We start from the raw sequence: 22856 nt of genomic DNA, 5'->3' as shown, positions 1-22856 counted from the left end.
CGAGCCGCCCACCGCAAGGTGCTCCCCGCCGCCAAGCGGTCCACCGCAAGGTGCGCGCCGACGCCAAGCGCCCCGCCGAGCGGCCCTCTCGTCCTTGCCTACCACTCCCCGAAGGTGATCGCGCCCGCCACGGCGCCCGCGGCCCACCCGCCGGGGCGCCGCCCCGTTCCACCGACCGGAAGCCGGCGGGCTGACGGGTCGTGGGTGGCCACGGTATGCCCGCAGTCCGGGCTGACGGCTCGGGCGGTGACCACGGGATAGCGCAATCCGCCCCAACCGCTCGCGCGATGACCACGGGATAGCGCAATCCGCGCCGACCGCTCGCGCGCTATGACCGCAGGACGGCGCGATCCGCGCCAACCACTCGGGCGATGACCACAGGACGGCGCAATCTGGGCCGACCGCTCAATCCGCGCCGACCGCTCGGGCAGTGGCCACAGGACGGCGCAATCTGGGCCGACCGCTCGGGCGATGACCACGGGACGCGCAACCCGCCCCAACGGCTCGGACGGTGACCACGGGACGGCGCAATCCGCGCCGACCGCTCGGGCAATGACCACGGGATAGCGCAGTCCGGGCTGACGGCTCGGGCGGTGGCCACGGCATGGCGCAGTCCGGGCTGACGGCTCGGGCGGTGGCCACCGCATGGCGCAGCCCGGGCTGACAGGTCGGGCGGCGGCCACGGTATGCCCGCAGTCTGGGCTGACACATCGGGTGGCGGCCCGGTATGCCGTAAACCGGGCCTATGGGTCGGGCGATGACCACGGGATGGCGCAATCCGGGCCAACCGCTCGGGCACTGACCACGGGATAGCGCAAACCGCCCCAACCGCTCGCGCGCGATGACCACGGGGCGGCGCAATCCGGGCCGACCGCTCGCGCGATGACCACGGGGCGGCGCAATCCGGGCCAACCGCTCGCGCGATGACCACGGGACGGCGCAATCCGGGCCAACCGCTCGGGCGATGACCACGGGACGGCGCAATCCGGGCTCACAGGTCGGGCGATGACCACGGGATGGCGCGATCCGGGCCCGGCGGGTCGGGCGGTGGCAGCGACGGGTCGACTGCATCGAGTTACATCGATTGACACTTTGTGGGCCGGGAGGAACACTATTTGCCATACGTCGCCATCCGGAGCCGGGCAGGGCGAGCCACCCCGAACGCGGGCAGGGCGCGATCACCGCGGGGAACCGGGCGTTCCCGCGACCGCACCGCGCGTGCCCGACCTCCGCCTGTACAGGTGATAGAAGGAGTCGTCCCCGTGACTATCAGAAGAAGACTGCTGCTCGTGCTGGCCGCGTCGTTGGCGGCCGCCGGCCTGGTGCTACCCACCCTGCGTCCGGCGTACGCGGCGTCGCTGGTCGAGGTGACCAGCTTCGGCGACAACCCCGGCGGGATGCGCATGCACGTCTACGTTCCCGACTCCCGCCCGGCCCGACCGGCGACCGTGGTGGCCATGCACGGCTGCGGCGGATCTGGCCCCGGCTTCTACTCCGGCAGCGAGTTCGCCAGCCTCGCCGACCGGTACGGCTTCATCGTGATCTACCCGACCGCGACCCAGCAGGCCGGCTTCGGCAACTGCTTCGACACCTGGTCGGACGCCGCCAAGCGGCGCGGCGGCGGCAGCGACCCGGTGTCGATCATCTCCATGATCCGGTACGTGCAGCAGCGGTACAGCGCCGACCCCGACCGGGTCTACGCCACCGGCAGCTCGTCCGGCGGCATGATGACCAACCACATGCTGGCCCTCTACCCCGACGTGTTCAAGGCCGGGGCCGCCTTCATGGGCGTGCCCTTCAACTGCTTCGCCAACGCGGCGGACTACCCGCCCGGTTCCAGCCAGTGCACCGGCGGCAACATGAACCGGACGCCACAGCAGTGGGGCGACGCGGTCCGCCAGGCCTACCCCGGCTACACCGGCCCCCGCCCGCGGGTGCAGCTGTGGCACGGCACCAGTGACACGCTCGTGCCGTACCAGCTGCTGCAGGAGACCATCGAGCAGTGGACCAACGTGTTCGGGCTCAGCCAGACGCCGACCTCCACCGACACGCCGCAGACCAACTGGAACCGCCGCCGGTACGCCGACGCGGGCGGCACCGTCCAGGTCGAGGCGTACAGCATCCAGGGCGCCGGGCACAGCCTGCCGTCCAGCGGCATGGCCGCCGTCGCGATCGGCTTCTTCGGCCTGACCGCCCCGCCCAGCCCGACCGTCTCGACGAGCCCGACGTTCTCCCCGAGCCCGACGACCTCGCCGAGCCCGACGTTCTCCCCCAGCCCGACGACCTCGCCGAGCCCGACGTTCTCCCCCAGCCCGACGGCGTCGCCGGGCGGGGCCTGCCGGGTGGCCGTGGCCGTCAACGCCTGGAACAACGGCCTGACCGAGAACATCACCGTCACCAACACCGGCACGAGCACCGTCAACGGCTGGTCGCTCGGCTTCACCCTGCCCGGAGGACAGACCATCACCTCGGGCTGGAACGCCACCTACTCCCCGGCCTCCGGCCAGGTGACGGCCCGGAACGTCGCCTACAACCCCACCATCCCGGCCAACGGATCCGTCACCATCGGCTTCCAGGCCACGCACACCGGCAACCCGGCCGCGCCGACCTCGTTCACTCTCAACGGCGCGCCCTGCACGACCGCCTGACACCCGGCCGCGCCGGGGATGCCCAGCCGTGGGCATCCCCGGCGCGCCGGCGGGTACCGGTCAGCGCAGCCCGGCGAACAGGTCGTCCTCGGGCGTCGGCGCACCGGTGGTGTCCCGGACCCGGACGAAGGTCTCCATGCCCATCAGCTCGGTGAACCGCTCCTCGCCCAGTTGCAGGAAGAAGATGTTCTCGGCCTGGCTGGCGTGGGCGGCCAGCGACTCGAACTTCTGCCCGCCGTACGCGCTGGTGTCCACCCAGGTGGTGATCTCGTCGTCCGGCAGGCCCAGCTCCGGCTGCCCGTCCGGCTCGGGGAACTCGACGCCGATCTCCTTCATGACCCGCCCGAACTGCTGGAACGCGCTACGCGGCACGGTGGTCCAGTACACCTTCGCGGGGATGCCCGTCTGCTCGACGGCGGCCATCGTGACCCGGTGGGCCTGGATGTGGTCCGGGTGGCCGTAGAAGCCGTTCTCGTCGTAGGTCACCACCACGTCGGGCCGGTAACGCCGGATCAGCTCGGCCAGCCGGTCGGCCGCCGCCGCCACCGGGGTGGTCCAGAAGGCGCCGGGGGCGTCGTTGGCGGACCACCCCATCATCCCGGAGTCGGCATAGCCGAGCGTCTCCAGGTGGGTGACCTTCAACGCCGCGCAACTGGCGGCCAGCTCGGCCTGGCGCATCGCCACCACCGCGCCCGGGTCGTGTCCGGGCTCACCCGGCTTGGTCCCGCCGGGCCCGTCGCCGCACCGACCGTCCGTGCAGGTCACCAGGACCGTCGTCACGCCCTCCGCCGCGTAACGGGCGAGGATCCCGCCGGTGCTCGTTGCCTCGTCGTCGGGGTGCGCGTGCACCGCCATCAGGGTCAATGGTCGTTCAGCCATCCCACCACCCTAGGCGGACCGCCACACCCCGACGGCCGACCCGGACCGCGACGTACCGGCGGGGACCGTTCAGTTGCCCGCCGGCACCTGGTCCCGGACGTCGGCGTAACCGACCTTCCCCGGCGCCTCGGCCGGCGCGTAGATCACCCGGAGCACGCCGGTCGGGAACACCTCGGTCGCCGTCACCCGCAGGTGGTACGGCGTGTCGCCGTCGTCGAACAGCTTGCGCCCCTTGCGTGCCGCGACCGGGTGCACCAGCAGGCGCAGCTCGTCGACCAGCCCGGCGGCGAGCAGCTGCTGCACCACGGAGATGGACCCGGGGATGAGGATGCCCTTGCTGCCGGCGTCGGCCTTGAGCGCGCGGACGGCCTCGACGAGATCGCCGTCGACCAGCTCCGAGTTGCGCCAGGTGAAGGTCAGCGGCTGCCGCGAGACGACCACCTTGCGCATGTCGCCGAGCTGCTTGGCGAAGCCGGCGTCCTCCCCGCCCGCGGCCTCCCGCTCCGGCCAGGCCCCGGCGAAACTGTCGTACGTCACCCGGCCGATGAGCAGCACGTCGGCGGTGTCGTAGTCCTCGGTGACGGCCCGGCCCATGTTCTCGTCGAAGTACGGGAAGTGCCAGTCCGGGTCGATCTCGGCGACACCGTCGGCGGAGATGAACAGCGTGGAGATGACCTTTGCCATCGGAGGTTCCTTTCCGTTCGCGTTCGGTTGACGGGTAGACCCGCGCAGCCTGCCAAACTCATCGGCCGGCCACCGGCCCGTTTCGACGCGGACCCCCGCCCGGCGGTCACCACCGGCGCAGCGCGGCGGCCAGCTGGGCCAGGGCGAGGTGGGCGGCGTCGAAAAGGGCGAGCTTGCGCGGGAAGTTGTGGATCAGCCCCTGGTAGCGGGTGGCGGTGACCGGCACGCCGGCCGCCAGCAGCGCGGCGGCGTACCGTTCCCCCTCGGCGGCGAGCAGGTCGAGCTCGGCCGTGACGACCACGGCCGGGGGCAGGTCGGTGAGGTCCGCGCGCAGCGGGTCCAGGTCCGGGTGGGTGCGGTCCACCCCGGCGGGCGCGTACGCGTCCCAGAAGAACCGCATCTCCTCCCGGTCCAGGCCGTACTCGTCCAGCGGCGGATAGTCCGCAGCGGGGTCGATGACCGGGCAGCTGAGCAGTTGGCCGGCCAGGCGGATTCCCGCGTCCCGGGCCCGCCGGGCGGTCACCGCCGCCAGGTGCCCGCCCACCGAGTCACCGGCCACCACGATCCGGCCCGGGTCGAGGCCGTACGCCACCGCCCCGGGCCCGCGCAGCCAGCCGAGCGCGCCCGCCATGTCGTTGACCGCGGCCGGGTACGGATGCTCGGGGGCGAGCCGGTAGTCGACGGAGAGCACGGCCCAGCCGGACGCGGCCGCGAGGTGCCGGCACCACCCGTCGTGGGTCTCGACCCCGCCCATCACCCAGCCGCCGCCGTGGGCGTGCAGGACCACCGGCAGCGGGTCGTCGCCGGCGTCGCGGTAGAGGCGGGCGGGCACGCCGCCCGCGTCGACGCTCACCACCGAGCGGATCGCCGGCCCGCTGCCCACCTCGTCGGGCGTGGCCCGGACCATGCTCAGCCGCGCCGCCGGCAGCGTCGCCCGGGTGAGCGGGACCCGCTGCTGGACCCGCATCGCGGTCCGTGCCTGCGGGTGCAGCCGGCTGGGGTCCATCCGCCCAGTATCGCTGCCCGGACGAGGTACGGGTCGGCGACACGGCGGTGCCGGATCGGCGCGCCGGCGGCTACGGTGGGCAGCGTGGAGGAGTTGCTGCCGGCACTGCCGGAGGACTGGGACCGCTGTCTCGCGGTGGCCGCGCACCCCGACGACATCGAGTACGGCACGGCCTCGGCGATCGCCCGCTGGACCGCGCAGGGCAAGCAGGTCAGCTACCTGCTGGCCACGCGGGGCGAGGCGGGCATCGACGCGGTGCACCCCGACGAGGCCGGGCCGTTGCGCGAGCGGGAGCAGCGCGCCGCCGCCCGGGAGGTCGGCGTGGACGTCGTGGAGTTCCTCGAGCACCGCGACGGCGTCGTGGAGTACGGGCCGGCCCTGCGGCGGGACATCGTCCGGGCGATCCGCCGGCACCGGCCGGACGTCATCGTCTCCGGCGCGTTCGACATCCGCATGGCGGGCGGCATGACCAACCAGGCCGACCACCGGGCGGTGGGGCTGGCCGCGTTGGACGCGGCGCGCGACGCCGGCAACCGGTGGATCTTCACCGAGCTGGCGGACGAGGGGCTGTCGCCCTGGGACGGGGTGCGTTACGTCTGCTTCGCCGGCGCCGAGCGCCCCACGCACGGTGTCGACGTCACGGGTGAGCCGTTGCGGCGCGGCATCGCCTCGCTGGCCGCGCACGCCGAGTACACCAAGGGCCTGGGCGTGGCGGGCCCCGACCCGGGGCCGTTCCTCACCTGGGCGGCCCGGCTCGGCGGGCCGGCGCTGGGCGTGACCGAGGCCGTCCTCTTCGACGTGCACGCCCTCCGGTTCGAGGGCCCACCGCCCTGGCAGTGAGCCGGGCTGGCGGGAGCCCTCGACGGCGCCAGATCGGACGTGCGGGACAGGAGAACGCGGTGACGGGGACGACACCCACCGGGGCGGCACCGAGCGGGACGTCGGTGACCGAGGTGCTGGCCGAGCTCGCCGCGCTCGCGGACCCGAAGACCCGCGCGGTGAACGGCAGGCACGGTGACGATCACGGGGTGAACCTCGGCCGCCTGCGCGCGCTCGCCAAGCGGCTGGGTACGCAGCCGGAGCTGGCGCGCCGGCTGTGGGACACCGGGGACAGCGCGGCGCGGCTGCTGGCGATTCTGGTCTGCCGGCCGAAGGCGTTCGAGCCGGACGAGTTGGACGGGATGCTTCGCGAGGCGCGCACCCCCAAGGTGCACGACTGGCTGGTCAACTACGTGGTGAAGAAGAGCCCGCACGCCGAGCGGCTGCGCCTGGCCTGGTCCGCGGACGCGGATCCGGTGGTGGCCAGTGCGGGCTGGGCACTGACCACCGAGCGCGTGGCGCGCAGGCCCGCGGGCCTCGATCTCGCGGGTCTGCTCGACGTCATCGAGGCCGAGCTGAAGCAGGCGCCGGAGCGCCTGCAGTGGGCGATGAACCACTGTCTGGCGCAGATCGGCATCGACCATCCCGAGCACCGGGCGCGGGCGATCGCCATCGGCGAGCGGCTGGCGGTGCTCAAGGACTACCCGACCGCGCCGGGCTGCACCTCCCCGTACGCGCCCGCCTGGATCGCCGAGATGGTACGTCGCCGGCACGGCGGGTAGGTGGCCCCGGCGCTACACCTTGCCCTGCAGGACCTTGCCCAGGCGGAGCGCGGCGTCCTTGCGCTTGTCCGGATCGCTGATGCTCACCTTGATCCCGCAGAAGTCGCCGCTGCGGCACGGGAACCACAGCTCACCGTGGGTGTCGTTGTAGGTGGCATCGTCGGCGGATCCGCTCACCGGGTTGCCGACATCGGCCACCGCCTCGTACTGATCCTTGGGCAACACGGTCGCGGAGACCGCCTCCACGATGCCGTCCTTGGGCCCGGAGGACGCCGTCCAGATGCACCCGCCGAGCGCGTAGTCGTGCTGCCCGCCGTCGTTCGGGCCGATCACGTCGGTAACCTCGTTCGCGGGCAGGCGCCCGCACTCGTCGCCCTTGGCCTCGGCCACGTCGTCGGCGGCCTCGTTCCCGGCGCCCGGCGCGTCCGCCCGGCCGGACGGCGGCGCGCCGCCGTCGCTGCCGCAGGCCACGACGAGGGTGAGCGTGCCGACGACGAGTGTCACGTGGGCCAGCTTCCGGAACATCCCCATGGGTCATCCCTTCCTGATCGGTTCGCCTGCCGGCCCGGTCACGACCGCGCCGGGCCGGCTGGTTCGGTCGCCGTCAGTCCCGGCACAGGGGCACGTCCGGTTCGACGACGGTGCGGTTCACGATGTCCTTCTTGAAGAAGTCGGCTTCCTTCGGCACGGTGACCTTCAGGACGTGCTCGATGGCCTTCGCCAACGGTTCGGACATGCTGATGCCCTCCCCGGCGCGGACGGTGGCGACGAGCGTGGACCCGCGGCACTTCACCGCCGGTCCGGCCAGCGGCAGTCCCACCCGGCCGGCCGCCGAACCGTTGGTCAGGCCCACCGACGCCACGATCGCGACGAACGGCCCGGCCCCCGCCACCGGCAGGCCGATCAGGAACCCGAAGCGGAACTCGACCGCGAGGACGATCGCCTCGACGCCGATGGACACGCCGCGCAGGGACTGCATGATGCTCTCCCGCACGGAGAAGGTGGGCGTCAGCACGGACGAGCCGGCGTAGCCGATCGGCCCGGCGAGTCCCCACTGGCCGGTCGCGGAGATGTTGCCGTTCTTCGCCGTGAACGCCGTCTCGACGAGGAACTTGAAGGTCTGTTTCAAGGTCGCCGGGAAGCCGCCGATGATGATCGGCTGCTTCACCTCGATCGGAAACTCGATCTTCGCCTTCTTGTTGTCGCTGAGCCCACCCTGTGCGCCGGCGGCGATCGTCACGGCGAGTCCCTCGACCCCGTCGATGCGGAACGAGGGGTGCGGGATGACGCCGTTGGTCACCCGCACGTCACCGCGGACGCGCAGGTTGCGGACCAGCAACTGGATGTCGAAGTCGACCCGCAGGCCGGCCGCGGCGGTCGAGTGCTCGGCGCTGAGCCCCAGCTTCGTGTGGTCCTTGTAGGCCGTCACGTCCCAGGCGCCGACCTTCCGTTTGGCGCTACCGGCCGCACCCGCTCCCGGCGCGCGGGCCGGCCCGAGCGCGAGCGGCGGCACGGCGAGCCGCAGACCGCCCACCCCGATGGCGTTCACGCCCAGCCCGGTGGCCTCCTCGGGGTCCGGCAGGACCGGCCTGGCGGGCGCCTCGGCGGCGACCTCCCCCAGCAGGTCGGGCAGCGGACCGAAGGCCTGCGCCTCGAGATCCAGCGCCTGGTCGATGGTGAAGTGGCCGTCACGGACCACGTCGGTCAGCTCGACGGGGGCCAGGGTGACCGCCAGATCGCCGCGGACCCGTTCGACCCGCACCACCCGGCCGAGCGCCTCGCTCGTGGCGAACATGATCTTTCCGGGCGCGAGGTCGCCCGCGCCGGCGGCGTCACCGTCGAGCAGGTACGTGAACCCGTCCGCGCTCACCGAGCGGATCGCGTCGCCACCGCCGGAGACGAGCACCACGTCCGGCTGGTACACCACCGAGCGGTCCGGCCTGGGTGCGTACCCGTACCGCCGGTCGGCCGCGTCGGCGGGACCGGAACGGGCGGGGCCGAGCATCCCGCACCCGGCGGTCAGCGCGACGAGACAGACCAGTGCGGCCGCGCCGGCGAGCCGGTGACGGAGCACGCCGCGGCCGGCGGGGCCGTCGCGCTCGGGTCGGGACGCTGGGGTGCTCATGCCTGCCGACGCTAGGCGCGGGGCCCCGACGCCGAATCGGGTGATTCCCTATGCAGAGCCGGCCCCGGCCGATGGAGAGGGAAACCCCCGATTCCTCCCGGCCCGTCGGGTCCTACCGTTCGACGCACCACCTGGCGCCGCTCGCTGAGCCGGTCGGCGGGTCTGTTCGACGGCCGGTCCGACGATAGGGAGATCCGCAGCGATGAACGACACCCGCCCGTACCGCCGGCTCGCCGTGCTGGCCCTGGCCACGCTCCCGCTGCTCGCCGGGGCCGGCTGCGACGGCTCCGGGAGCGCACCCCGATCCGCGCCCCCCGCCACCGAGCAGCCGGCCGGCGCCGGCACGCCCGCCGCCGCTACCGAGGAGGCCGCCCCCAGCCCGGCCGCCGCCGTCGACGCCTGTGCCCTGGTGTCCAAGGCGGAGGCCGAGCGGCTCGCCGGCACCGCCCTGGAGGACGCGAAGCCGGTCCAGGACAGCTGCACCTACTCCGGGCCGGTCACCGGTCCGACCGCGCAGGTGGAGGTCTACGTCGGCGACGGGGCGAAGAAGTACCTCGACATCGAACGCGACCTCGGGCACGAGCTGCGGCCGCTGTCGGGCGTCGGCGACGAGGCGTACGCCACCGGCGAGGCGGTCTTCGTCAACAAGTCCGGCCGCTGGGTGACCGTCCGGCTGGTACGCCTCAACGACCCGGCCGAGAACCGCAAGCCACTGGAGACGGTCGCCCGTACGGTCGCCGGCCGGCTCTGAGCGCACCGGATTCATCCGGATCGGCAGTCCGGGCCCACCGGAGCGGTCCTGGTTCGGCGTCCGGGCCCGTGCCAGTATTGATCACGTGCTGGGCGAGACCGTCGGCCGCGACGCGGTGATCGACCAGGCGTGGCGCTGTCTCGACGAGACCGGCGTGGTGCTGCTGGACGGGCCCGCCGGCATCGGGAAGACGACCCTGTGGCGGGCGCTGGTGGCCCAGGCGGAGCGGGCGGGGTGGCTGGTCCTCGCCTGCGCGCCGACCGAGTCCGAGCTGGACCTGCCGTTCGCGGCGCTGGCCGACGTGCTCCGGCCCCTCGCCGCCCAGGTGGCCGGGCTGCCCGGCCCGCAGCGCCGTGCCGCCGAGATGGTGCTGCTCTCCGCCGACAGCGACGAGCCGGTCGACGAGCGGGTCATCGGTGCCGCCACCCGCTCGCTGCTGGACGCGGCGGTGGACAGCGGGGTGCCGGTGCTGGTCGCCGTCGACGACGCGCCGTGGCTGGACCGGGCCAGCGAACGGGCCCTGCGGTTCGCGCTGCGCCGGGTGACGCCCCGGCTGGCCACGCTGGTCACCTGCCGCCGGGCCGAGGCGGGGCCGGAGGTCGTACCACTCGGGCTGGGTCAGGGCCCGGCCGGTGGCCGGCTCACCCGGATCGGCGTGGAGCCGCTGGGGGTGGGGGCGCTGCACCACATCCTGCGCAACCGGCTCGGCGCCGCGCTGGGCCGTCCGCTGCTGGCCCGGATAGCCCGGGACGCGGGCGGCAATCCCCTGCTCGCGATCGAGCTGGCCCGGGCCGTGCTGCGGCTGCCCCGGCCGCCGTCGCCGGGCGAGGACCTGCCGGTGGCCACCTCGATGCAGCAACTGCTCGGCGAGGTGCTGGCCGGACTGCCCGCCGAGACCCTGCACGCGGTGCGGTTGGCGGCGCTGCTCGCCGTCCCGACCCTGCGCGACCTCACCGCCGCCGGGGTGCGGCCGGCCGCGTTCGACCCGGCGGAGGAGGCCGGGCTGCTCGTCGTGACGCCGGTCGCGGTCGAGTTCACCCATCCCGTGTACGCGTCGACGGTCCGCTCGGCCAGTTCGCCGGGCATCCGCCGCCGGCTGCACCGGGCACTGGCCGACGTCGTCGCCGACCCGGATGAGCGGGCCCGGCACCTCGCGCTCTGCACGGTGGGCCCGGACCTCGCGGTCGCCGGCGTGATCGCCCGCGCCGCCGAGCGGCAGCAGGCCCGGGGCGCGCCGGAGGTCGCCGCGCAGCTCTTCGAGCGGGCCGCGGCGCTGGTACCGGCCCAGGATCCGGCCGGCCGGGGCCGGCTGCGGCTGTCCGCGGCGCGCTGCCGGTACGACAGCGGCGACTACGCGGCGGCGGGCGCGGCGGCCGAGACGATCGCCGACGAGTTCGCCGGTGAGCTGCGCGCCGAGTCGCTGCTGTTGCGGGCGATCGTGGCGTGGAGCGCCGACGAGCCGGGCGAGGTGGCCGTCGGGGCGGCCGAACGGGCGCTGGCGGCGGTGCCGCCGGAGTCGCCGCTGGCCGGACGGATCCACGCCCACCTGGCCGGGTTCCGCGACGCGCCGGGGCCCGCCCGCCGGCACGCGGAGGCGGCCGTCGCCCTGCTCGGCGATCGGGCGGACGACCGCGGGTTGGCCGCCGCGGCGCTGCTGCAGTTGTTCTTCCAGGAGGTGCGGGCCGGGCGTCCGGCGCGTACCGAGTTGATGGACCGGGCCCTGGCGATGGAGGGCGACGAGCCGTCCTGGCTGGCCGGCACGATACCCGCGGTCTGGTGGAAGTCCATCGACGACGCCGACCGGGCCCGGCGGCGGTTGCACTGGATGCTCGGCCGGGCCACGGCGCGCGGCGATCAGCCGTTGCAGCACGAGCTGCTCAGCCATCTCGGCGAGACCGAACTGCTGGCCGGCTGCTGGCCGGCCGCCGAGCGGCACATCGCCGCGGCCCGGGATCTCGGTGAGCAGCTCGGCACCGGGCTCAACGGTGAGCGGTGGCTGGCGGGGCTGCTCGACGCGCACCGGGGCAGGCTGGCCGAGGCCGGCGCGGCCGCCGAGGCGGGGCAGCGCCGCGCCGAGGACACCGGCGACGGCTGGGTCCGCCGGATCTACCAGCACCTGGCTGCCTTCGTGGCGCTCTGCGCGGGCCGCCCGGACGAGGCCGCCCGGGCGTACGGCAGTCTCGCCGCGGACGTCGACGAGCTGGGCCTGGTCGAGCCGCTCGCGCAGCGTTTCGAGCCGGACTGGATCGAGGCGTGCGTGCGCGCCGGTGACCTGGCGACGGCCCGCGCGGCGCTGGCCCGGCTCGCGGAGCGGCACGAGCGGCTGCCCCGGCCGTGGACGACGCTGGGTCTGGCCCGCAGCCGGGTGTTGCTGGACAGCGCGAGCGGGGTCGACCCGCTGGCCGCACTCGACGCACTCGCCGCGGCGCGGGCGAGTGTGCCGGCCGGGGTGCTGCCGCTGGACCGCGCCCGTTGCCTGCTCGTCGCCGGCGTGGTGCACCGGCGGGCCCGGCGCAAGCGGGCGGCGCAGGACGCGCTGCGGGCCGCCGCGGCGGAGTTCGACGCGCTCGGCGCGCGGGCGTTCGCGGAGCGGGCCCGCGCGGAGCAGGGCCGGATCGGCGGTCGTCCCCCGGCCCCGCTGGAGTTGACCGCGACGGAGGAGCGGGTGGCGCGGCTCGCCGCCCAGGGCCGGACCAACCGGCACATCGCCGACGAGCTGTTCATCAGCCCGAAGACGGTGGAGGCGAACCTGGCCCGCGTCTACCGGAAGCTGGGCATCGCCAGCCGGGCCGAACTGGGCGCCGCGATGGTCGGCCGGTCGGCGGACAATCGCTAGGGAAACGCCGGATTCCTCGGCGGCCGGCGCGCCGTACCGTTCCGGCATGACTCGTCGGCTGTTCGTCCTGGAACGCTACGACCGCTCCGGCGACGCCACGGCGCCCGACGCGGTGCCGATCGCGCCGACGGCGGACACCCGCCTGATCGCGGCGGTCCATCTGCCGGCCGACCAGGTGGTGCTCGCGTTCGTCGAGGGGCCCGACGCGGAGGCGGTGGCGGCCACCGCCGCGGCGGCCGACTGGCGGGTGGACCGGTTGACCCCGGCGACCTGGATCCACCCGCCGCCGGACCGGCGGTGACCGGGGCGGTCGGTCACGGGCCGGCCAGCTGGTCGCGGCGACGGGTGAGGTAGGCCCGCTCGGCGGAGTTGCCGGCCAGGTCGATGGCCCGCCCGTACGCCGCCCGCGACTCCCCGCTGCGGCCCAGCCGGCGCAGCAGCTCGGCCCGGGTCGCGTGGTAGGCGTGGTAGCCGTCCAGCGGCAGCGCGTCCACCTCCGCCAGCCCGAGCTGCGGACCGTCGAGTTCGGCGACCGCGACGGCCCGGTTGAGGCGCACGATCGGCGTGGGGTCGAGCCGCAGCAGCTGGTCGTAGAGCGCGACGATCTGCGACCAGTCGGTGTCCCGGGCGTCGGGGGCGTCGGTGTGGACGGCGTTGATCGCGGCGAGGATCTGGTAGCGGCCGGGTGGCTGACCGGTGGCCAGCCGCGCGCGGACCAGGGCGTGGCCCTCGGCGATCAGCTCGCGGTCCCAGGCGCCGCGGTCCTGGTCCCGCAGCGCGACGAGCTCACCGTCCGGCGACACCCGCGCGGCCCGGCGTGCCTCCGTCAGCAGCATCAGCGCCAGCAGCCCGGCGGCCTCGCCGTCGGCCGGCAGCAGGGCGACCACCAGCCGGGCCAGCCGGATCGCCTCGGCGGTCAGCTCGTGGCGCACCGGCTCCTGGCCCGGGTCGGAGGCCAGGTAGCCCTCGTTGAAGATCAGGTAGAGCACGGCGAGCACCCCGGACACCCGGGCCGGGAGGTCGTCCCGGAACGGCACTCCGTACGGGATCCGGGCGGCCTTGATCTTCGTCTTCGCGCGGGTGATCCGCCGGCCCATGGCGGTCTCGTGGACCAGGAACGCGCGGGCGATCTCGGGCACGGTGAGCCCACCGACCATCCGCAGGGTCAGCGCGATCCGTGCCGGCATGGCGAGTGCCGGGTGGCAGCAGGTGAAGATGAGCCGGAGCCGGTCGTCGTCGATGGCGCCGAGCGGCTCGGGGGTGTCGGCCAGCATGAGCGCCTCCCGGTGCCATTCCTCGCGCCTGACCTCGCGGCGGAGGCGGTCGATGGCCCTGCGGTGGGCGGTGGTGGTCAGCCACGCGCCGAGGTTCGGCGGGACCCCGTCGACCGGCCAGCGTTCGACCGCGGTGGCGAACGCCTCAGCGGCCATCTCCTCGGCGATGTCGAGGTCACCGAGCCGCCGGGCCAGGGTCGCGACCACCCGGGCCCACTCCTCGCGGTGCACCCGGCTGATCGCCTCGCCGATGTCGGTCATCAACCCAGGAACGGCCGCAGCTCGACCCGGCGGTTGCAGTGCCTCGACCCGAGCGCGGCGAGCCGGAGCGCCGCGTCGAGGTGCGGGGCCTCGATGATCCAGAAGCCGGCCACGTGCTCCTTCGACTCCAGGTAGGGCCCGTCGGTGAACACCGGCTCGCCGTCCCGGCCGTCGACGACAGTGGCGGTGCCGGGCGCGGCGAGGCCGCCGGCGAAGACCCAGTGCCCGCCGGACCGCAGCCGGTCGTTGAAGACGTCGATCGCGGCCTGCTCGGCCTCGGTGGCGAGGGCGGTGCTGTCGGCGAGAACGGACATCAGGTACTGCGCCATCGGGATCATCTCCTGTCGTCGGGCGGCCGTTCCCCGGCCGGGCACCCCTGCTACGAACGCCACCGCTCCGATCCGACGCGCCCGGCCCGCATTTCTCCGCCGATTCTCGTACGCCGGGTGACGCGGCCGGGGGTGCCCCGGGGCCGGCGGTCAGACGGTGATGACCACCTTCGCCCGCGCGTGTTCGTGCTCGAGATACCGGAGCGCCGCCGGCACCTCGGCCAGCGGGTAGGAGCGGTCGATGACCGGGGTGAGCCGGCCGGCCTCGGCGTAGCCGCGCAGCGTGTCGAGGTACGACCGCGCGGGTGCCGTCGCCGGCGCCACGATGCGGTGGCGGACGAACGGGGCGAGCAACCTGCCGCGGGTGATGAGGGCGACCGGGCCGAGGAGACTGCCGCCGCGGTACACGCCGCCGCCGCAGAGCACGAGCGTCCCGGCCGGCGTGAGCGCCCGGCGCAGCGCGGTCAGCGAGTGGTTGCCGACCAGGTCGAGAACCAGGTCGTACCGGCGGTCGCGGCGGGTGAAGTCGGCGCGGTGGTAGTCCAGCACGTGGTCGGCGCCGAGCGAGCGGACGAGATCGACGTTGCGGGTGCTGCACACCCCGGTGACCGTGGCACCGAGCGCCTTGGCGAGTTGGACCGCCAGGGTGCCGACACCGCCGGAGGCGCCGTTGATGAGCACCCGCTGGCCGGGGGACAGCCGACCGGCGTCGCGCAGTCCCAGCAGCGCGGTGCTGCCGGCCAGCGGGAGTGCGGCCGCCTGCGGTGAGGTCAGGTTGGCCGGTTTCGGCGCGACCATCGTCTCGGTCACGCAGACGTACTCGGCGAACGCGCCGTTGGCGTCGCCGAGATCGCCGAAGACGGCGTCGCCCGGGCGCAGGTGCCGGACCTGGGCGCCGACGGCGTGGACCCGGCCGGCGAAGTCGCGGCCCCGGATCCGCGCCCGCGGCCTCGACCGGCCCAGGGCCAACCGGGCGAGCAGCGGATCGCCGCGCATCACGTGCCAGTCGTACGCGTTGAGCGCGGCCGCCTCCACCCGCACGAGCACCTCGTCGGCGGCGGGCACGGGCGGGTCGACGTCCGCCAGCGCGAGCGTCTCGGGCGGACCGTACCGGTCCTGAACGATGGCCTTCATCCCTGCCTCCCTCGAGGTATACGGCGTACACCCTCTCCCGTCACGGTAGGTGTACGCCGTACACCTGTCAAGGGCGTTATGGTTCAACGGCCCGCCAGAGAAGACGAGGAACGAGATGGCCGAGCAGACCGGCACGCTGCGCCGCACCCCGCTGAGCAGGGACCGCATCTTCCGCGCCGCCGTCGCGCTGGCCGACGAGGCCGGCATCGAATCGCTCAGCATGCGCAACCTCGCCCAGGCGCTCGGCGTCGTGCCGATGGCCCTCTACAAGCACGTGGCCAACAAGGACGAACTGCTCGCCGGCATGATCGACGAGGTGGTCGGCGAGATCGACCCGCCCGTGCCCGGCCTCGACTGGAAGCCCGCGCTCCGCCAGCGCATCCTCTCCGCGCGGCAGGTGCTGCTCCGCCACCCCTGGGCCGCGCTCGCGGTCGAGTCGCGGACCACGGCGACCCCGGCCATCCTGGCCTACCTCGACTCGGTGATCGGCGCGCTGCGGGCCGGCGGGCTGTCGGTCGACCTCACCCACCACGTCATGCACGCCCTGGGCAGCCGCGCCCTGGGCTTCAGCCAGGAACTCTTCGACGACTCCCGGCGCGCCGGCCGGTCCGGTCCGGTCGAGTCGGAGCCGCCCACCGCCCCGCCGCCGGAGTTCGCGGCCCGGTTCCCGCACGTCGCCGAGATCGCCACGGCGGCCGCGCACGACGAAGCCTCCGTCGTCGGCGCCGGCTGCGACGACCAGTTCGAGTTCGAGTTCGCGCTGGACCTGCTGCTGGACGGGATCGAACGCCGGCACCAGCAGGGCTGGACCTCGCACCACCCACCCCGGTGACCCGCGCCGGGCCCCATGGGGCGCGGCCCGCCGGACCGGGTCGCGGGCTCGGCGCGGGACCGGGTCACGGGCTCGGCGCGCGGGCCCGGGTCGCGCGCTCAAGGCGCGGCGCGCGGAGCCGGTCGCGGGCTCAATGCGCGGCGCGCGGAGCCGGTCGCGGCCTCAGCGTGCCGAAAGCAGGCCGCGACCGGTCATGAAGGCCCGTAACGTCTCGTCGTCCTCGGCGGACATCAGGCGGCGCGGGATCACCGTCGCCGGCATCCGGCCGACGTAGACGATCCAGAAGTCCCCGGTCTCGGTCACCCGCGTGACGCCGTCCCAGGCGATGCCACCGGACTCCGAACCGCTGCGCATCATGATGTTGTCGTCGCTGATGTCGTAGCCGCCCTCGACGGCGTAGCGGTCGGAGCGGCGCCGGGCCCGCCACCGGACCCACGGCGAGTACAGCATCGACAGCAGGCCACCCACGAGCATCGCCAGCCAGAGCGACGAGAACCGGTCGCCGGACGTGGACGCCGACGAGACGGCGAGACCGATCACCCCGACCACCGCCAGCACCGCGCCGATGTAGCCGAACCTGCGCAGCCGGACCCGGCTGAGCGCGGCGGCCACCTGGCCCGGGTAGGCGGGATCTGCCGGAACGTCGAAACGGATGTGCACGCCGAAACGATAGTGCCCCCGGGCTTCGCGCGGCATCAGCCGCGGCGTAGCACCAGCGTCACGAAGCCCAGCACGTCGCGGTACCCGCGCAGCCACTGATCCCGGTGCTCCCGGGCGACCGCGAGCGCCTCGGGCGCATCCGGATGGCCGGGATTGTCCAGCGCCCACTCCGTGACCGACCCGATCCACGACCATTCGTAGTCGTCCCACTCGCCGGCGTCGCTGACGTGGGCGTACACCGGCGTCCAGCCGGCCCGCTCGGCGAGGTCGACCAGGCCGGCCAGGTCGGTGAACTCGTCGGGCTTCGCGTCCAGCGCGGCGAGCGCCTCGCGGGTCGGCGGTACCTGCCAGAATCCCTCCCCGACCAGGAGGATGCCGTCGGCGTTCACGTGCCGGCCGGCCAGCTCCAGCGTCCCGCCGAACCCGCCGAAGGCGTGCGTCGCCCCGACACAGAGCACCAGGTCGTAGTCGCCGTCCGGCACGTACGTCCGGGCGTCGCGCTCGTGCAGGGTGAGCCGATCGGCGAGGCCGCGCTCGGCCGCGGCCCCGGCGGCCCGTTCGAGGGCGTACGGGTTGACGTCCACGCCGTCGGCGTGCCCGTCCGGATAGTGGGCGAGGGCCTGCAGTGCCCACGACCCGGCTCCGCAGCCGAGGTCCAGGATGCGCGCCGCCGGTTGCCGGTCCGCCCGCCGCAGGAGCCGGTTGACGTTGACGCCGAAGATCGGCGCCGCGATCGGGTGCCGGGCGTGCGCGATGCTGCTGAGCCGTTGACGATCCACCGCCGAAGTCAACACCAGTGCCCGCTCCCCCGCACCCGGGTTGCCGCCGCCGGCCCGGCGGCGATCGCCCGCTCGCACGGCGGCCCGGCGGATGGGGAAGACTGGCGGGCATGGCTGACCTGAGCGACGCGAAGACCGCCCTGCACCACTACCTCCAGGGGGTCCGCGAGGACCTGATCTGGAAGCTCGACGGGCTGAGCGAGCGCGAAGCCAGGATGCCCCGCACCGCGACCGGCACCAACCTGCTGGGCATCCTGAAGCACTGCCTCAACGTCGAGGCCGGCTACTTCGGGCCCACCTTCGGGCGCGACTTCCCGTCGCCCGAGGAACTGGTCCCGATGTCGGCGTTCGACGACGACCCGCAGGCCGACTGGTACGCGCGTGCCGACGAGACGAAGGACGGGCTGATCGGCCTGTACCGCCGGGTCGCGACGTTCGCGGATCAGACGATCGAACAGCTACCGCTCGACGCGCCGGGGCAGGTGCCGTGGTGGCGACCGGGTGGCCAGGACGTCTCGCTGCACCGGATCATCATCCACGTGACCTGCGATCTCGCCCGGCACGCCGGTCACGCCGACATCCTGCGCGAGCAGCACGACGCCGCCGTCGGCCTGGCCCGGGGAAACACCAACATCCCGCCGGACTACGACTGGCCGGCGTACGTCAGCAGGCTCACCAAGCTGGCGGAGAGCTTCGGATAGCCGCTCGTCGGGTCGCCGGAACGCCTCCGCCGACCGTGCTACGCCGGGGTGGACAGCGCTTTCGTCGCGGTGTACCGCACCGTCGGATTCGAGTCGTCGGCCAGCCGGACCAGGAGCGGGCGTGCGGGCGGCCATCGCCGCAGCGCGACGGCGAGGACCTCCGCGAGGGTCTGTCGTATCCACCAGTCCGGATCCTCCACTCGGGACGTCAGCGCGTCGAGCGGCCCGCCCAGCAGGCCGAGGCCGCGGATCGCCCCGGCGCGCACCGACGGCGCCTCGTCGGCGAGCAGCTCGCGCAGGGCGGCAGCGGCGGCCGGGATTCGATCGGAGCCCGCGGCGCGGCGGCCGAGCGCCTCGCCCACCGCCGAACGGACGTACGAGACGGGGTCGGCGGCCAGCGGCATCAGGTGATCCACGACCGCCGGCGGGGCGGACCAGGCCAGCAGGAGCACGGCGTGGCGCCGGGCCTCGGCGTCCGGGTCGCGCAGGGCCGCGACGACCAGCTCGTACGCCAGCGGGTCGTGGTCCACCCGCGGCAGCGCGTGCAGGGCCGCCCGCCGCACCGCCGGATCGGGATCGGCCAGCGCCGCACGGAGCGTCTCCAGGTCGGGCGGCTCGAACACGCCGCGCAACGCCCAGAGCGCGGCCGTGCGCAGCGCCGGGTCCTCCCCTGCCAGCAGCGGGAGGATGACCGCCCGGCACCCGGCCCGGTCCACGCTCATCGCGATACCCAACGCGCGGCCCAGCCGCTCCCCGTCGTCGTCGCGATCTCCGCGCAGCGCGTCGGCGTAGGCCCGCAGGAGCAGCGGAAACCCGCCGGCCCCGGCCAGCCCGGCCAGGACGTGCGCCATCAGGTCCCGGCCGTACCAGTTGCGCTCGCGGGCGTAGCGGCGCAGCGCGGCCCGCACGGGCGCCTCCGCCGAGTGGTCACCGCTGCCGGCGACCTGCCGTACGAGCGGCCACGGGTCGTCGTCCAGCGTGCCGTCGGCGTGCCGGAACAGGTCGGCCAGCGCCGCCTGGGTCAGCTCTCCGCCGCCGGGACGGGCCGCGCCCTGGTCGGCGGGGCTCACGCCTCCTCCGGCAGCGGTTCGCCGGTCTCCAGCAGGGTCTTCAGGCTCGCCACCAGGTTCGGCCAGCCGTGCTGGACCATCTCGGCCAGGCTCGATCCGGGCGGGAAGCCGTCGTGCAGCACGGTGAGCTTCACGACCTGGCTGCCGGCCTCCTCGATGGTGAAGGTGACCTTCGAGCGGGCCTCGCCGGAGAGCCGGGCGAGCAGCTCGTCGTCCCAGCCGAAGCGCTTGGCCAGCTCGGGCGTGACGGCGTGCCAGGCGTAGGAGAGCCGACGGTAGGGTTCGGACTCCAGCACGACCTGCTCCGGGTCGCTGATCAGCACGCCGTGGTTGTTCCAGGTCATCGGTGCGCCGACGGACCAGTCGGTGGTGAACTCCGTGGCCCAGTACCGGCGGGTGAAGGCGGGCTCGGTCAGCGCCTGCCAGAGCTTCTGCGGCGTGGTGCGGATGTAGGTGGTGTAGACGAAGGTCGGCGTGTCCATCCGGGGCTCCTCCAGGGCGTGTTTCAGGTCCGCCAGGGCTTGCACCCTGGCCCGGTCGTAGCGGCTGATCCACCGGTGGGCGATCTCCTGCACGGGCGCGGCGTTGAGGTAGTGCAGCTTCTCCCGGCCGCGTCGCACGGTCGCGACGAGCCCCGCCTCCTCCAGCACCGCGAGGTGCTTGCTGACGGACTGCCGGGCCAGGTCGAGCCCGGCGCAGAGGTCGCGCAGCGTCTGCCCGTTGCGGGCGTTGAGCGAGTCGAGCAGCGCACGCCGGGTCGGATCGGCCAGTGCCTTGAACACCTCGTCCATGTCCGTCCTCGGGCCCGGGGTCATCGCCACCGTTCAACATGCAGCCTTCCGGCTGCCTGTTAACTTAGGCAGCCGGAAGGCTGCATGTCAAGGCGCACCCCGCGCCCGGAGCCCGACCGGTGGTAGGAATGCGGGGTCAGGGCGTCCAGCGCACGCCGGGATTCACCCGGCCGAACCAGTCGAAGACGGCCATGTTGTCCCACTGGTTCCCGGTGCCGTTGATATTGGCCGGGTCCCAGCCGTTGCCGCTGACGGCATACCAGGTCGGCTCCCAGTAGAAGACCCCGACGGCTCCCGCGTTGCGGGCGGTGTTCTGCACCCAGTCGAACTCCTGGGCCTGGCCGGACCAGGTCGCGCCGATGCCGTCACAGGTCGCGTCGCCGATGGCGTTCGGCTCACTGTCGGCGTTGTTCCGGGTGAAGGGGTACGCGGTCTCCACGATCACCACCGGCTTGCCGTAGCGACCGCGCAGGTCGACGATGTTGTTGTACAGGTTCGACAGGGTGCCGTGCCACATGCAGTAGTAGGACAGCGCCGTGATGTCCCACTGCACGCCCTGGGCGCGGATGCCGTCGTAGAACCACCGCGCGTTGGCGTTGCTGTCGGCATCGGCAGTGTGGATCATGACGGGGATGCCGCTGCCACACGCCTTGGTCGCGTTGTAGCCCTGCTTCAGCAGGCTGGCCAGCGGGGCGAAGTCGTTGTTGACCACCTTGCCCTCGTTCCACAGCATCCCGACGTTGATCTCGTTGCCGATCTGCACGCTGTCCGGCGGGGTGCCCTGCCCCCGCAGGCTCGCGCAGACGTCGTAGGTGAAGGTGTAGACGTCGGTGCGCAGCTGGCTCAGGCTGTGGCCGGCCCAGGCGGCCGGCTTGTACTGCTTGCCGGGGTCGGCCCAGGTGTCCGAGTAGTGGAAGTCGATGAGCACCTTGAGGCCCTTCGCCCGGGCCGCGCTCGCCTGGACCAGCACCTTGCTCTTGTTGTTGTAGCCGCTGACCGGGTTGTTCCAGACGCGCAGCCGGACGTAGTTGACGCCGACGGATTTCAGGATGTCCAGTGGATCGCGGGCGATGCCGTTGCCGTCGTAGTACCGCGCGCCCAGATCCAGGCTGCGCTGCAACGAGGAGACGTCGGCGCCGCGCATGCTGAGGGTGTTCGCGGCGGCGGCAGGCCCGGGCGTACCGCCGAGCGTGGTGGAGGCGGCGAGGACGACGGCCGTGACCGCCCCGATCAGGGCCCGGGGGCGACGGCAGGTGGCCGAGTGGGTGCTCACGAGATTCCTTCCCGGGCGAGGCTCAGCCCACGGCACAGGGCGCGCCGTTCACCGAGAACGCGGTCGGCGGCGCGTCGCTGGCGCCCCACCGCCCCTGGACGCCGAAGGTCGCCGAGCCGTTCGGCGCGAGGACGCGGTTCCAGTCGACGTTGCGGGCGGTCACGGTGGCGCCGGTCTGACCCACCGTGGCGTTCCACGACGAGGTGACCTGCTGGTCACCCGGATAGCCGAAGGTGACGATCCAGCCGTCGACCGGCGCCGTCCCGGTGTTCCGGACCGTCACCGTTGCCACGAAACCGCCCTGCCACTCGGACTGGTTCCGGTAGGTCACCTGGCAGGTCGAGGGCGGCGGGGGCGACGGAGAGGACGTGGTGGGCAGACTGACCGTGTTGGACGCGATCGACACATTGCCCACCGCGTCCCGGGCCCGTACGTAGTACAGGTTGCGCAGCGGCGTCTCCGCCGGCAGCGAGGTCGTGTACGTCGTACCCGGTACGGTGGCGATCAGCCGCGAGGTGAACCAGCCGTCGAACTGGTAGACGTTGTACCCGAGCACGCCGACGTTGTCCGTCGACGGCGACCAGGACAGCGTGCCGGTCGACGCGGTCACCTCGCCGACGGTCAGGGCCTGCGGGGCGCTCGGCGGCGTGGTGTCCGGGCCGGTGTCCGTCACCGGGGTGACCACGGTCAGCGTGTCCGTGGCGACCGAGCGGTGTCCGAGGCTGTCCCGGGCGCTCACCCGGAACGAGTACTGCCCGCCCGGCCGGAGGTAGGCGGTGATCGTGGTGGTGGTGACGACCCCGACGCTGGCGCTGTAGATGACGTCGTCGAACGCCTGGTAGTACGTGATGTCGTAGCCGGCGATGGCGCAACAGCCGGGCGTGGCGGCCGTCCAGGTCAGGGTGACCGCGGTGGACCGTACCTCGCTGGCGGTCAGGTTCGTGGGCGCGCTCGGCGGGAAGGGCGAGGTGCCCGGCGTGGTCGGCGTGCCCGGCGTGCCCGGCGTCGGCGACGCGGTCCCGCTCGGCTCGGCGACGGAGACCACGGCCGCACCTGGCGCCGGGGCGAGCCCGGGACGGCCGCCGGGCGCCGCCGCACCGGCGTCGGCCGCGGGCACCGCGACCAGCGCGGTGCCGAGCACCGCCGTCGAGAGCACGACGGCGGCCGGCAGACCCGGCCGCAGACGGCGGAACAGCGAGGACGGGGAAACGCCTGTCATACC

22 protein-coding genes are annotated in these 22856 nt (G+C 73.8%); 8 read left to right on the top strand and 14 right to left on the bottom strand.

Features of this window, described 5'->3' with window-relative positions; translation table 11 throughout:
* The first annotated feature begins 1262 nt into the window (after positions 1–1262).
* Positions 1263–2648, top strand: coding sequence for an extracellular catalytic domain type 1 short-chain-length polyhydroxyalkanoate depolymerase (locus tag LQ51_RS20480; protein WP_046568077.1), 1386 nt, complete (start codon positions 1263–1265; stop codon positions 2646–2648).
* Between the two features lie 60 nt (positions 2649–2708).
* On the opposite strand, the gene LQ51_RS20475 is transcribed toward LQ51_RS20480, so the two are convergent.
* The 3 genes from LQ51_RS20475 to LQ51_RS20465 form a co-directional block, all read right to left on the bottom strand.
* Positions 2709–3527, bottom strand: coding sequence for a PIG-L family deacetylase (locus LQ51_RS20475; RefSeq protein ID WP_046568075.1), 819 nt, complete (start codon positions 3525–3527; stop codon positions 2709–2711).
* 69 nt (positions 3528–3596) lie between these two features.
* Positions 3597–4211 carry a dihydrofolate reductase family protein gene (locus LQ51_RS20470; protein WP_046568073.1) on the bottom strand — a complete coding sequence of 205 codons (615 nt, stop codon included), beginning with the start codon at positions 4209–4211 and terminating at the stop codon, positions 3597–3599.
* Between the two features lie 106 nt (positions 4212–4317).
* Positions 4318–5217, bottom strand: coding sequence for an alpha/beta hydrolase (locus LQ51_RS20465; RefSeq protein WP_052745000.1), 900 nt, complete (start codon positions 5215–5217; stop codon positions 4318–4320).
* Between the two features lie 84 nt (positions 5218–5301).
* Between LQ51_RS20465 and LQ51_RS20460 the strand changes: the two genes are divergently transcribed.
* A complete protein-coding gene (locus LQ51_RS20460) occupies positions 5302–6057 on the top strand; it encodes a PIG-L deacetylase family protein (RefSeq protein ID WP_046568112.1) in 756 nt (251 codons plus the stop codon).
* A gap of 59 nt (positions 6058–6116) precedes the next feature.
* Positions 6117–6818: a DNA alkylation repair protein gene (locus LQ51_RS20455; RefSeq protein ID WP_046568071.1), complete on the top strand. Its 702-nt coding sequence runs from the start codon at positions 6117–6119 to the stop codon at positions 6816–6818.
* Positions 6819–6830: 12 nt separating this feature from the next.
* Here the strand turns inward: LQ51_RS20455 and LQ51_RS20450 are convergent, their stop codons facing one another.
* Positions 6831–7349, bottom strand: coding sequence for a hypothetical protein (locus LQ51_RS20450; protein WP_156313177.1), 519 nt, complete (start codon positions 7347–7349; stop codon positions 6831–6833).
* A gap of 73 nt (positions 7350–7422) precedes the next feature.
* The gene (locus LQ51_RS20445) at positions 7423–8943 is read right to left on the bottom strand and encodes a hypothetical protein (RefSeq protein ID WP_231605810.1); all 1521 of its coding nucleotides are present in this window, start codon (positions 8941–8943) and stop codon (positions 7423–7425) included.
* Between the two features lie 202 nt (positions 8944–9145).
* Between LQ51_RS20445 and LQ51_RS20440 the strand changes: the two genes are divergently transcribed.
* From LQ51_RS20440 to LQ51_RS20430, 3 genes are all read left to right on the top strand, one after another.
* Entirely contained in the window at positions 9146–9694 is a 549-nt protein-coding gene (locus LQ51_RS20440) for a hypothetical protein (protein WP_046568068.1), read from the top strand.
* 85 nt (positions 9695–9779) lie between these two features.
* The gene (locus tag LQ51_RS20435) at positions 9780–12530 is read left to right on the top strand and encodes a helix-turn-helix transcriptional regulator (RefSeq protein ID WP_046568066.1); all 2751 of its coding nucleotides are present in this window, start codon (positions 9780–9782) and stop codon (positions 12528–12530) included.
* A 46-nt stretch (positions 12531–12576) separates the two neighbouring features.
* The gene (locus LQ51_RS20430) at positions 12577–12831 is read left to right on the top strand and encodes a hypothetical protein (protein WP_046568065.1); all 255 of its coding nucleotides are present in this window, start codon (positions 12577–12579) and stop codon (positions 12829–12831) included.
* Positions 12832–12844: 13 nt separating this feature from the next.
* Here the strand turns inward: LQ51_RS20430 and LQ51_RS20425 are convergent, their stop codons facing one another.
* The 3 genes from LQ51_RS20425 to LQ51_RS20415 form a co-directional block, all read right to left on the bottom strand.
* The gene (locus tag LQ51_RS20425; RefSeq protein WP_046568063.1) at positions 12845–14065 is read right to left on the bottom strand and encodes an RNA polymerase sigma factor; all 1221 of its coding nucleotides are present in this window, start codon (positions 14063–14065) and stop codon (positions 12845–12847) included.
* Positions 14065–14394 carry a YciI family protein gene (locus LQ51_RS20420; protein ID WP_046568110.1) on the bottom strand — a complete coding sequence of 110 codons (330 nt, stop codon included), beginning with the start codon at positions 14392–14394 and terminating at the stop codon, positions 14065–14067. The genes LQ51_RS20425 and LQ51_RS20420 overlap by 1 nt, the downstream gene beginning before the upstream one ends.
* Positions 14395–14544: 150 nt before the next feature.
* Positions 14545–15528 (bottom strand): NAD(P)-dependent alcohol dehydrogenase, encoded by a 984-nt coding sequence (locus LQ51_RS20415; protein WP_046568060.1) that lies wholly within the window; start codon positions 15526–15528, stop codon positions 14545–14547.
* Positions 15529–15643: 115 nt separating this feature from the next.
* Here LQ51_RS20415 and LQ51_RS20410 point away from each other — a divergent pair, with 115 nt between their 5' ends.
* A complete protein-coding gene (locus LQ51_RS20410) occupies positions 15644–16360 on the top strand; it encodes a TetR/AcrR family transcriptional regulator (RefSeq protein ID WP_046568058.1) in 717 nt (238 codons plus the stop codon).
* Between the two features lie 162 nt (positions 16361–16522).
* Here LQ51_RS20410 and LQ51_RS20405 read toward each other — a convergent pair whose 3' ends face one another.
* Together LQ51_RS20405 and LQ51_RS20400 are read right to left on the bottom strand one after the other, a co-directional pair.
* Positions 16523–17020: a YcxB family protein gene (locus tag LQ51_RS20405; RefSeq protein WP_046568055.1), complete on the bottom strand. Its 498-nt coding sequence runs from the start codon at positions 17018–17020 to the stop codon at positions 16523–16525.
* A 35-nt stretch (positions 17021–17055) separates the two neighbouring features.
* Positions 17056–17799, bottom strand: a complete 744-nt coding sequence (locus LQ51_RS20400) for an SAM-dependent methyltransferase (protein WP_046568053.1) — start codon at positions 17797–17799, stop codon at positions 17056–17058.
* A 110-nt stretch (positions 17800–17909) separates the two neighbouring features.
* On the opposite strand from LQ51_RS20400, the gene LQ51_RS20395 reads away from it, so the two are divergent.
* Positions 17910–18500: a DinB family protein gene (locus LQ51_RS20395; RefSeq protein WP_046568051.1), complete on the top strand. Its 591-nt coding sequence runs from the start codon at positions 17910–17912 to the stop codon at positions 18498–18500.
* Between the two features lie 38 nt (positions 18501–18538).
* Here the strand turns inward: LQ51_RS20395 and LQ51_RS20390 are convergent, their stop codons facing one another.
* From LQ51_RS20390 to LQ51_RS20375, 4 genes are all read right to left on the bottom strand, one after another.
* Complete coding sequence (locus tag LQ51_RS20390; RefSeq protein WP_046568049.1) at positions 18539–19570, bottom strand: HEAT repeat domain-containing protein; 1032 nt, start codon at positions 19568–19570, stop codon at positions 18539–18541.
* A complete protein-coding gene (locus LQ51_RS20385; protein WP_046568046.1) occupies positions 19567–20361 on the bottom strand; it encodes an ArsR/SmtB family transcription factor in 795 nt (264 codons plus the stop codon). Before LQ51_RS20385 ends, LQ51_RS20390 begins: the two co-directional genes overlap by 4 nt.
* 136 nt (positions 20362–20497) lie before the next feature.
* Positions 20498–21634, bottom strand: a complete 1137-nt coding sequence (locus LQ51_RS20380) for a glycoside hydrolase family 53 protein (protein ID WP_082159550.1) — start codon at positions 21632–21634, stop codon at positions 20498–20500.
* A gap of 22 nt (positions 21635–21656) precedes the next feature.
* Positions 21657–22853, bottom strand: a complete 1197-nt coding sequence (locus tag LQ51_RS20375; protein ID WP_046568044.1) for a cellulose binding domain-containing protein — start codon at positions 22851–22853, stop codon at positions 21657–21659.
* Positions 22854–22856: the final 3 nt, after the last annotated feature.

Origin of the sequence: Micromonospora sp. HK10, from assembly GCF_000982955.1 — a bacterium.
Classification (GTDB): Bacteria; Actinomycetota; Actinomycetes; order Mycobacteriales; family Micromonosporaceae; genus Micromonospora.
Note: the sequence above shows the minus strand (reverse complement) of the source record. Positions and strands in the feature narration are given on the sequence as shown.

Excerpts from the sequence above, each read along its gene's own strand:
- LQ51_RS20395 (WP_046568051.1), top strand. The coding sequence starts at position 17,910 with ATGGCTGACCTGAGCGACGCGAAGACCGCCCTGCACCACTACCTCCAG.
- LQ51_RS20470 (WP_046568073.1), bottom strand. The coding sequence starts at position 4,211 with ATGGCAAAGGTCATCTCCACGCTGTTCATCTCCGCCGACGGTGTCGCC.
- LQ51_RS20440 (WP_046568068.1), top strand. The coding sequence starts at position 9,146 with ATGAACGACACCCGCCCGTACCGCCGGCTCGCCGTGCTGGCCCTGGCC.
- LQ51_RS20430 (WP_046568065.1), top strand. The coding sequence starts at position 12,577 with ATGACTCGTCGGCTGTTCGTCCTGGAACGCTACGACCGCTCCGGCGAC.
- LQ51_RS20410 (WP_046568058.1), top strand. The coding sequence starts at position 15,644 with ATGGCCGAGCAGACCGGCACGCTGCGCCGCACCCCGCTGAGCAGGGAC.
- LQ51_RS20375 (WP_046568044.1), bottom strand. The coding sequence starts at position 22,853 with ATGACAGGCGTTTCCCCGTCCTCGCTGTTCCGCCGTCTGCGGCCGGGT.
- LQ51_RS20425 (WP_046568063.1), bottom strand. The coding sequence starts at position 14,065 with ATGACCGACATCGGCGAGGCGATCAGCCGGGTGCACCGCGAGGAGTGG.
- LQ51_RS20420 (WP_046568110.1), bottom strand. The coding sequence starts at position 14,394 with ATGGCGCAGTACCTGATGTCCGTTCTCGCCGACAGCACCGCCCTCGCC.
- LQ51_RS20445 (WP_231605810.1), bottom strand. The coding sequence starts at position 8,943 with ATGAGCACCCCAGCGTCCCGACCCGAGCGCGACGGCCCCGCCGGCCGC.
- LQ51_RS20385 (WP_046568046.1), bottom strand. The coding sequence starts at position 20,361 with ATGGACGAGGTGTTCAAGGCACTGGCCGATCCGACCCGGCGTGCGCTG.
- LQ51_RS20475 (WP_046568075.1), bottom strand. The coding sequence starts at position 3,527 with ATGGCTGAACGACCATTGACCCTGATGGCGGTGCACGCGCACCCCGAC.
- LQ51_RS20465 (WP_052745000.1), bottom strand. The coding sequence starts at position 5,217 with ATGGACCCCAGCCGGCTGCACCCGCAGGCACGGACCGCGATGCGGGTC.
- LQ51_RS20415 (WP_046568060.1), bottom strand. The coding sequence starts at position 15,528 with ATGAAGGCCATCGTTCAGGACCGGTACGGTCCGCCCGAGACGCTCGCG.
- LQ51_RS20450 (WP_156313177.1), bottom strand. The coding sequence starts at position 7,349 with ATGGGGATGTTCCGGAAGCTGGCCCACGTGACACTCGTCGTCGGCACG.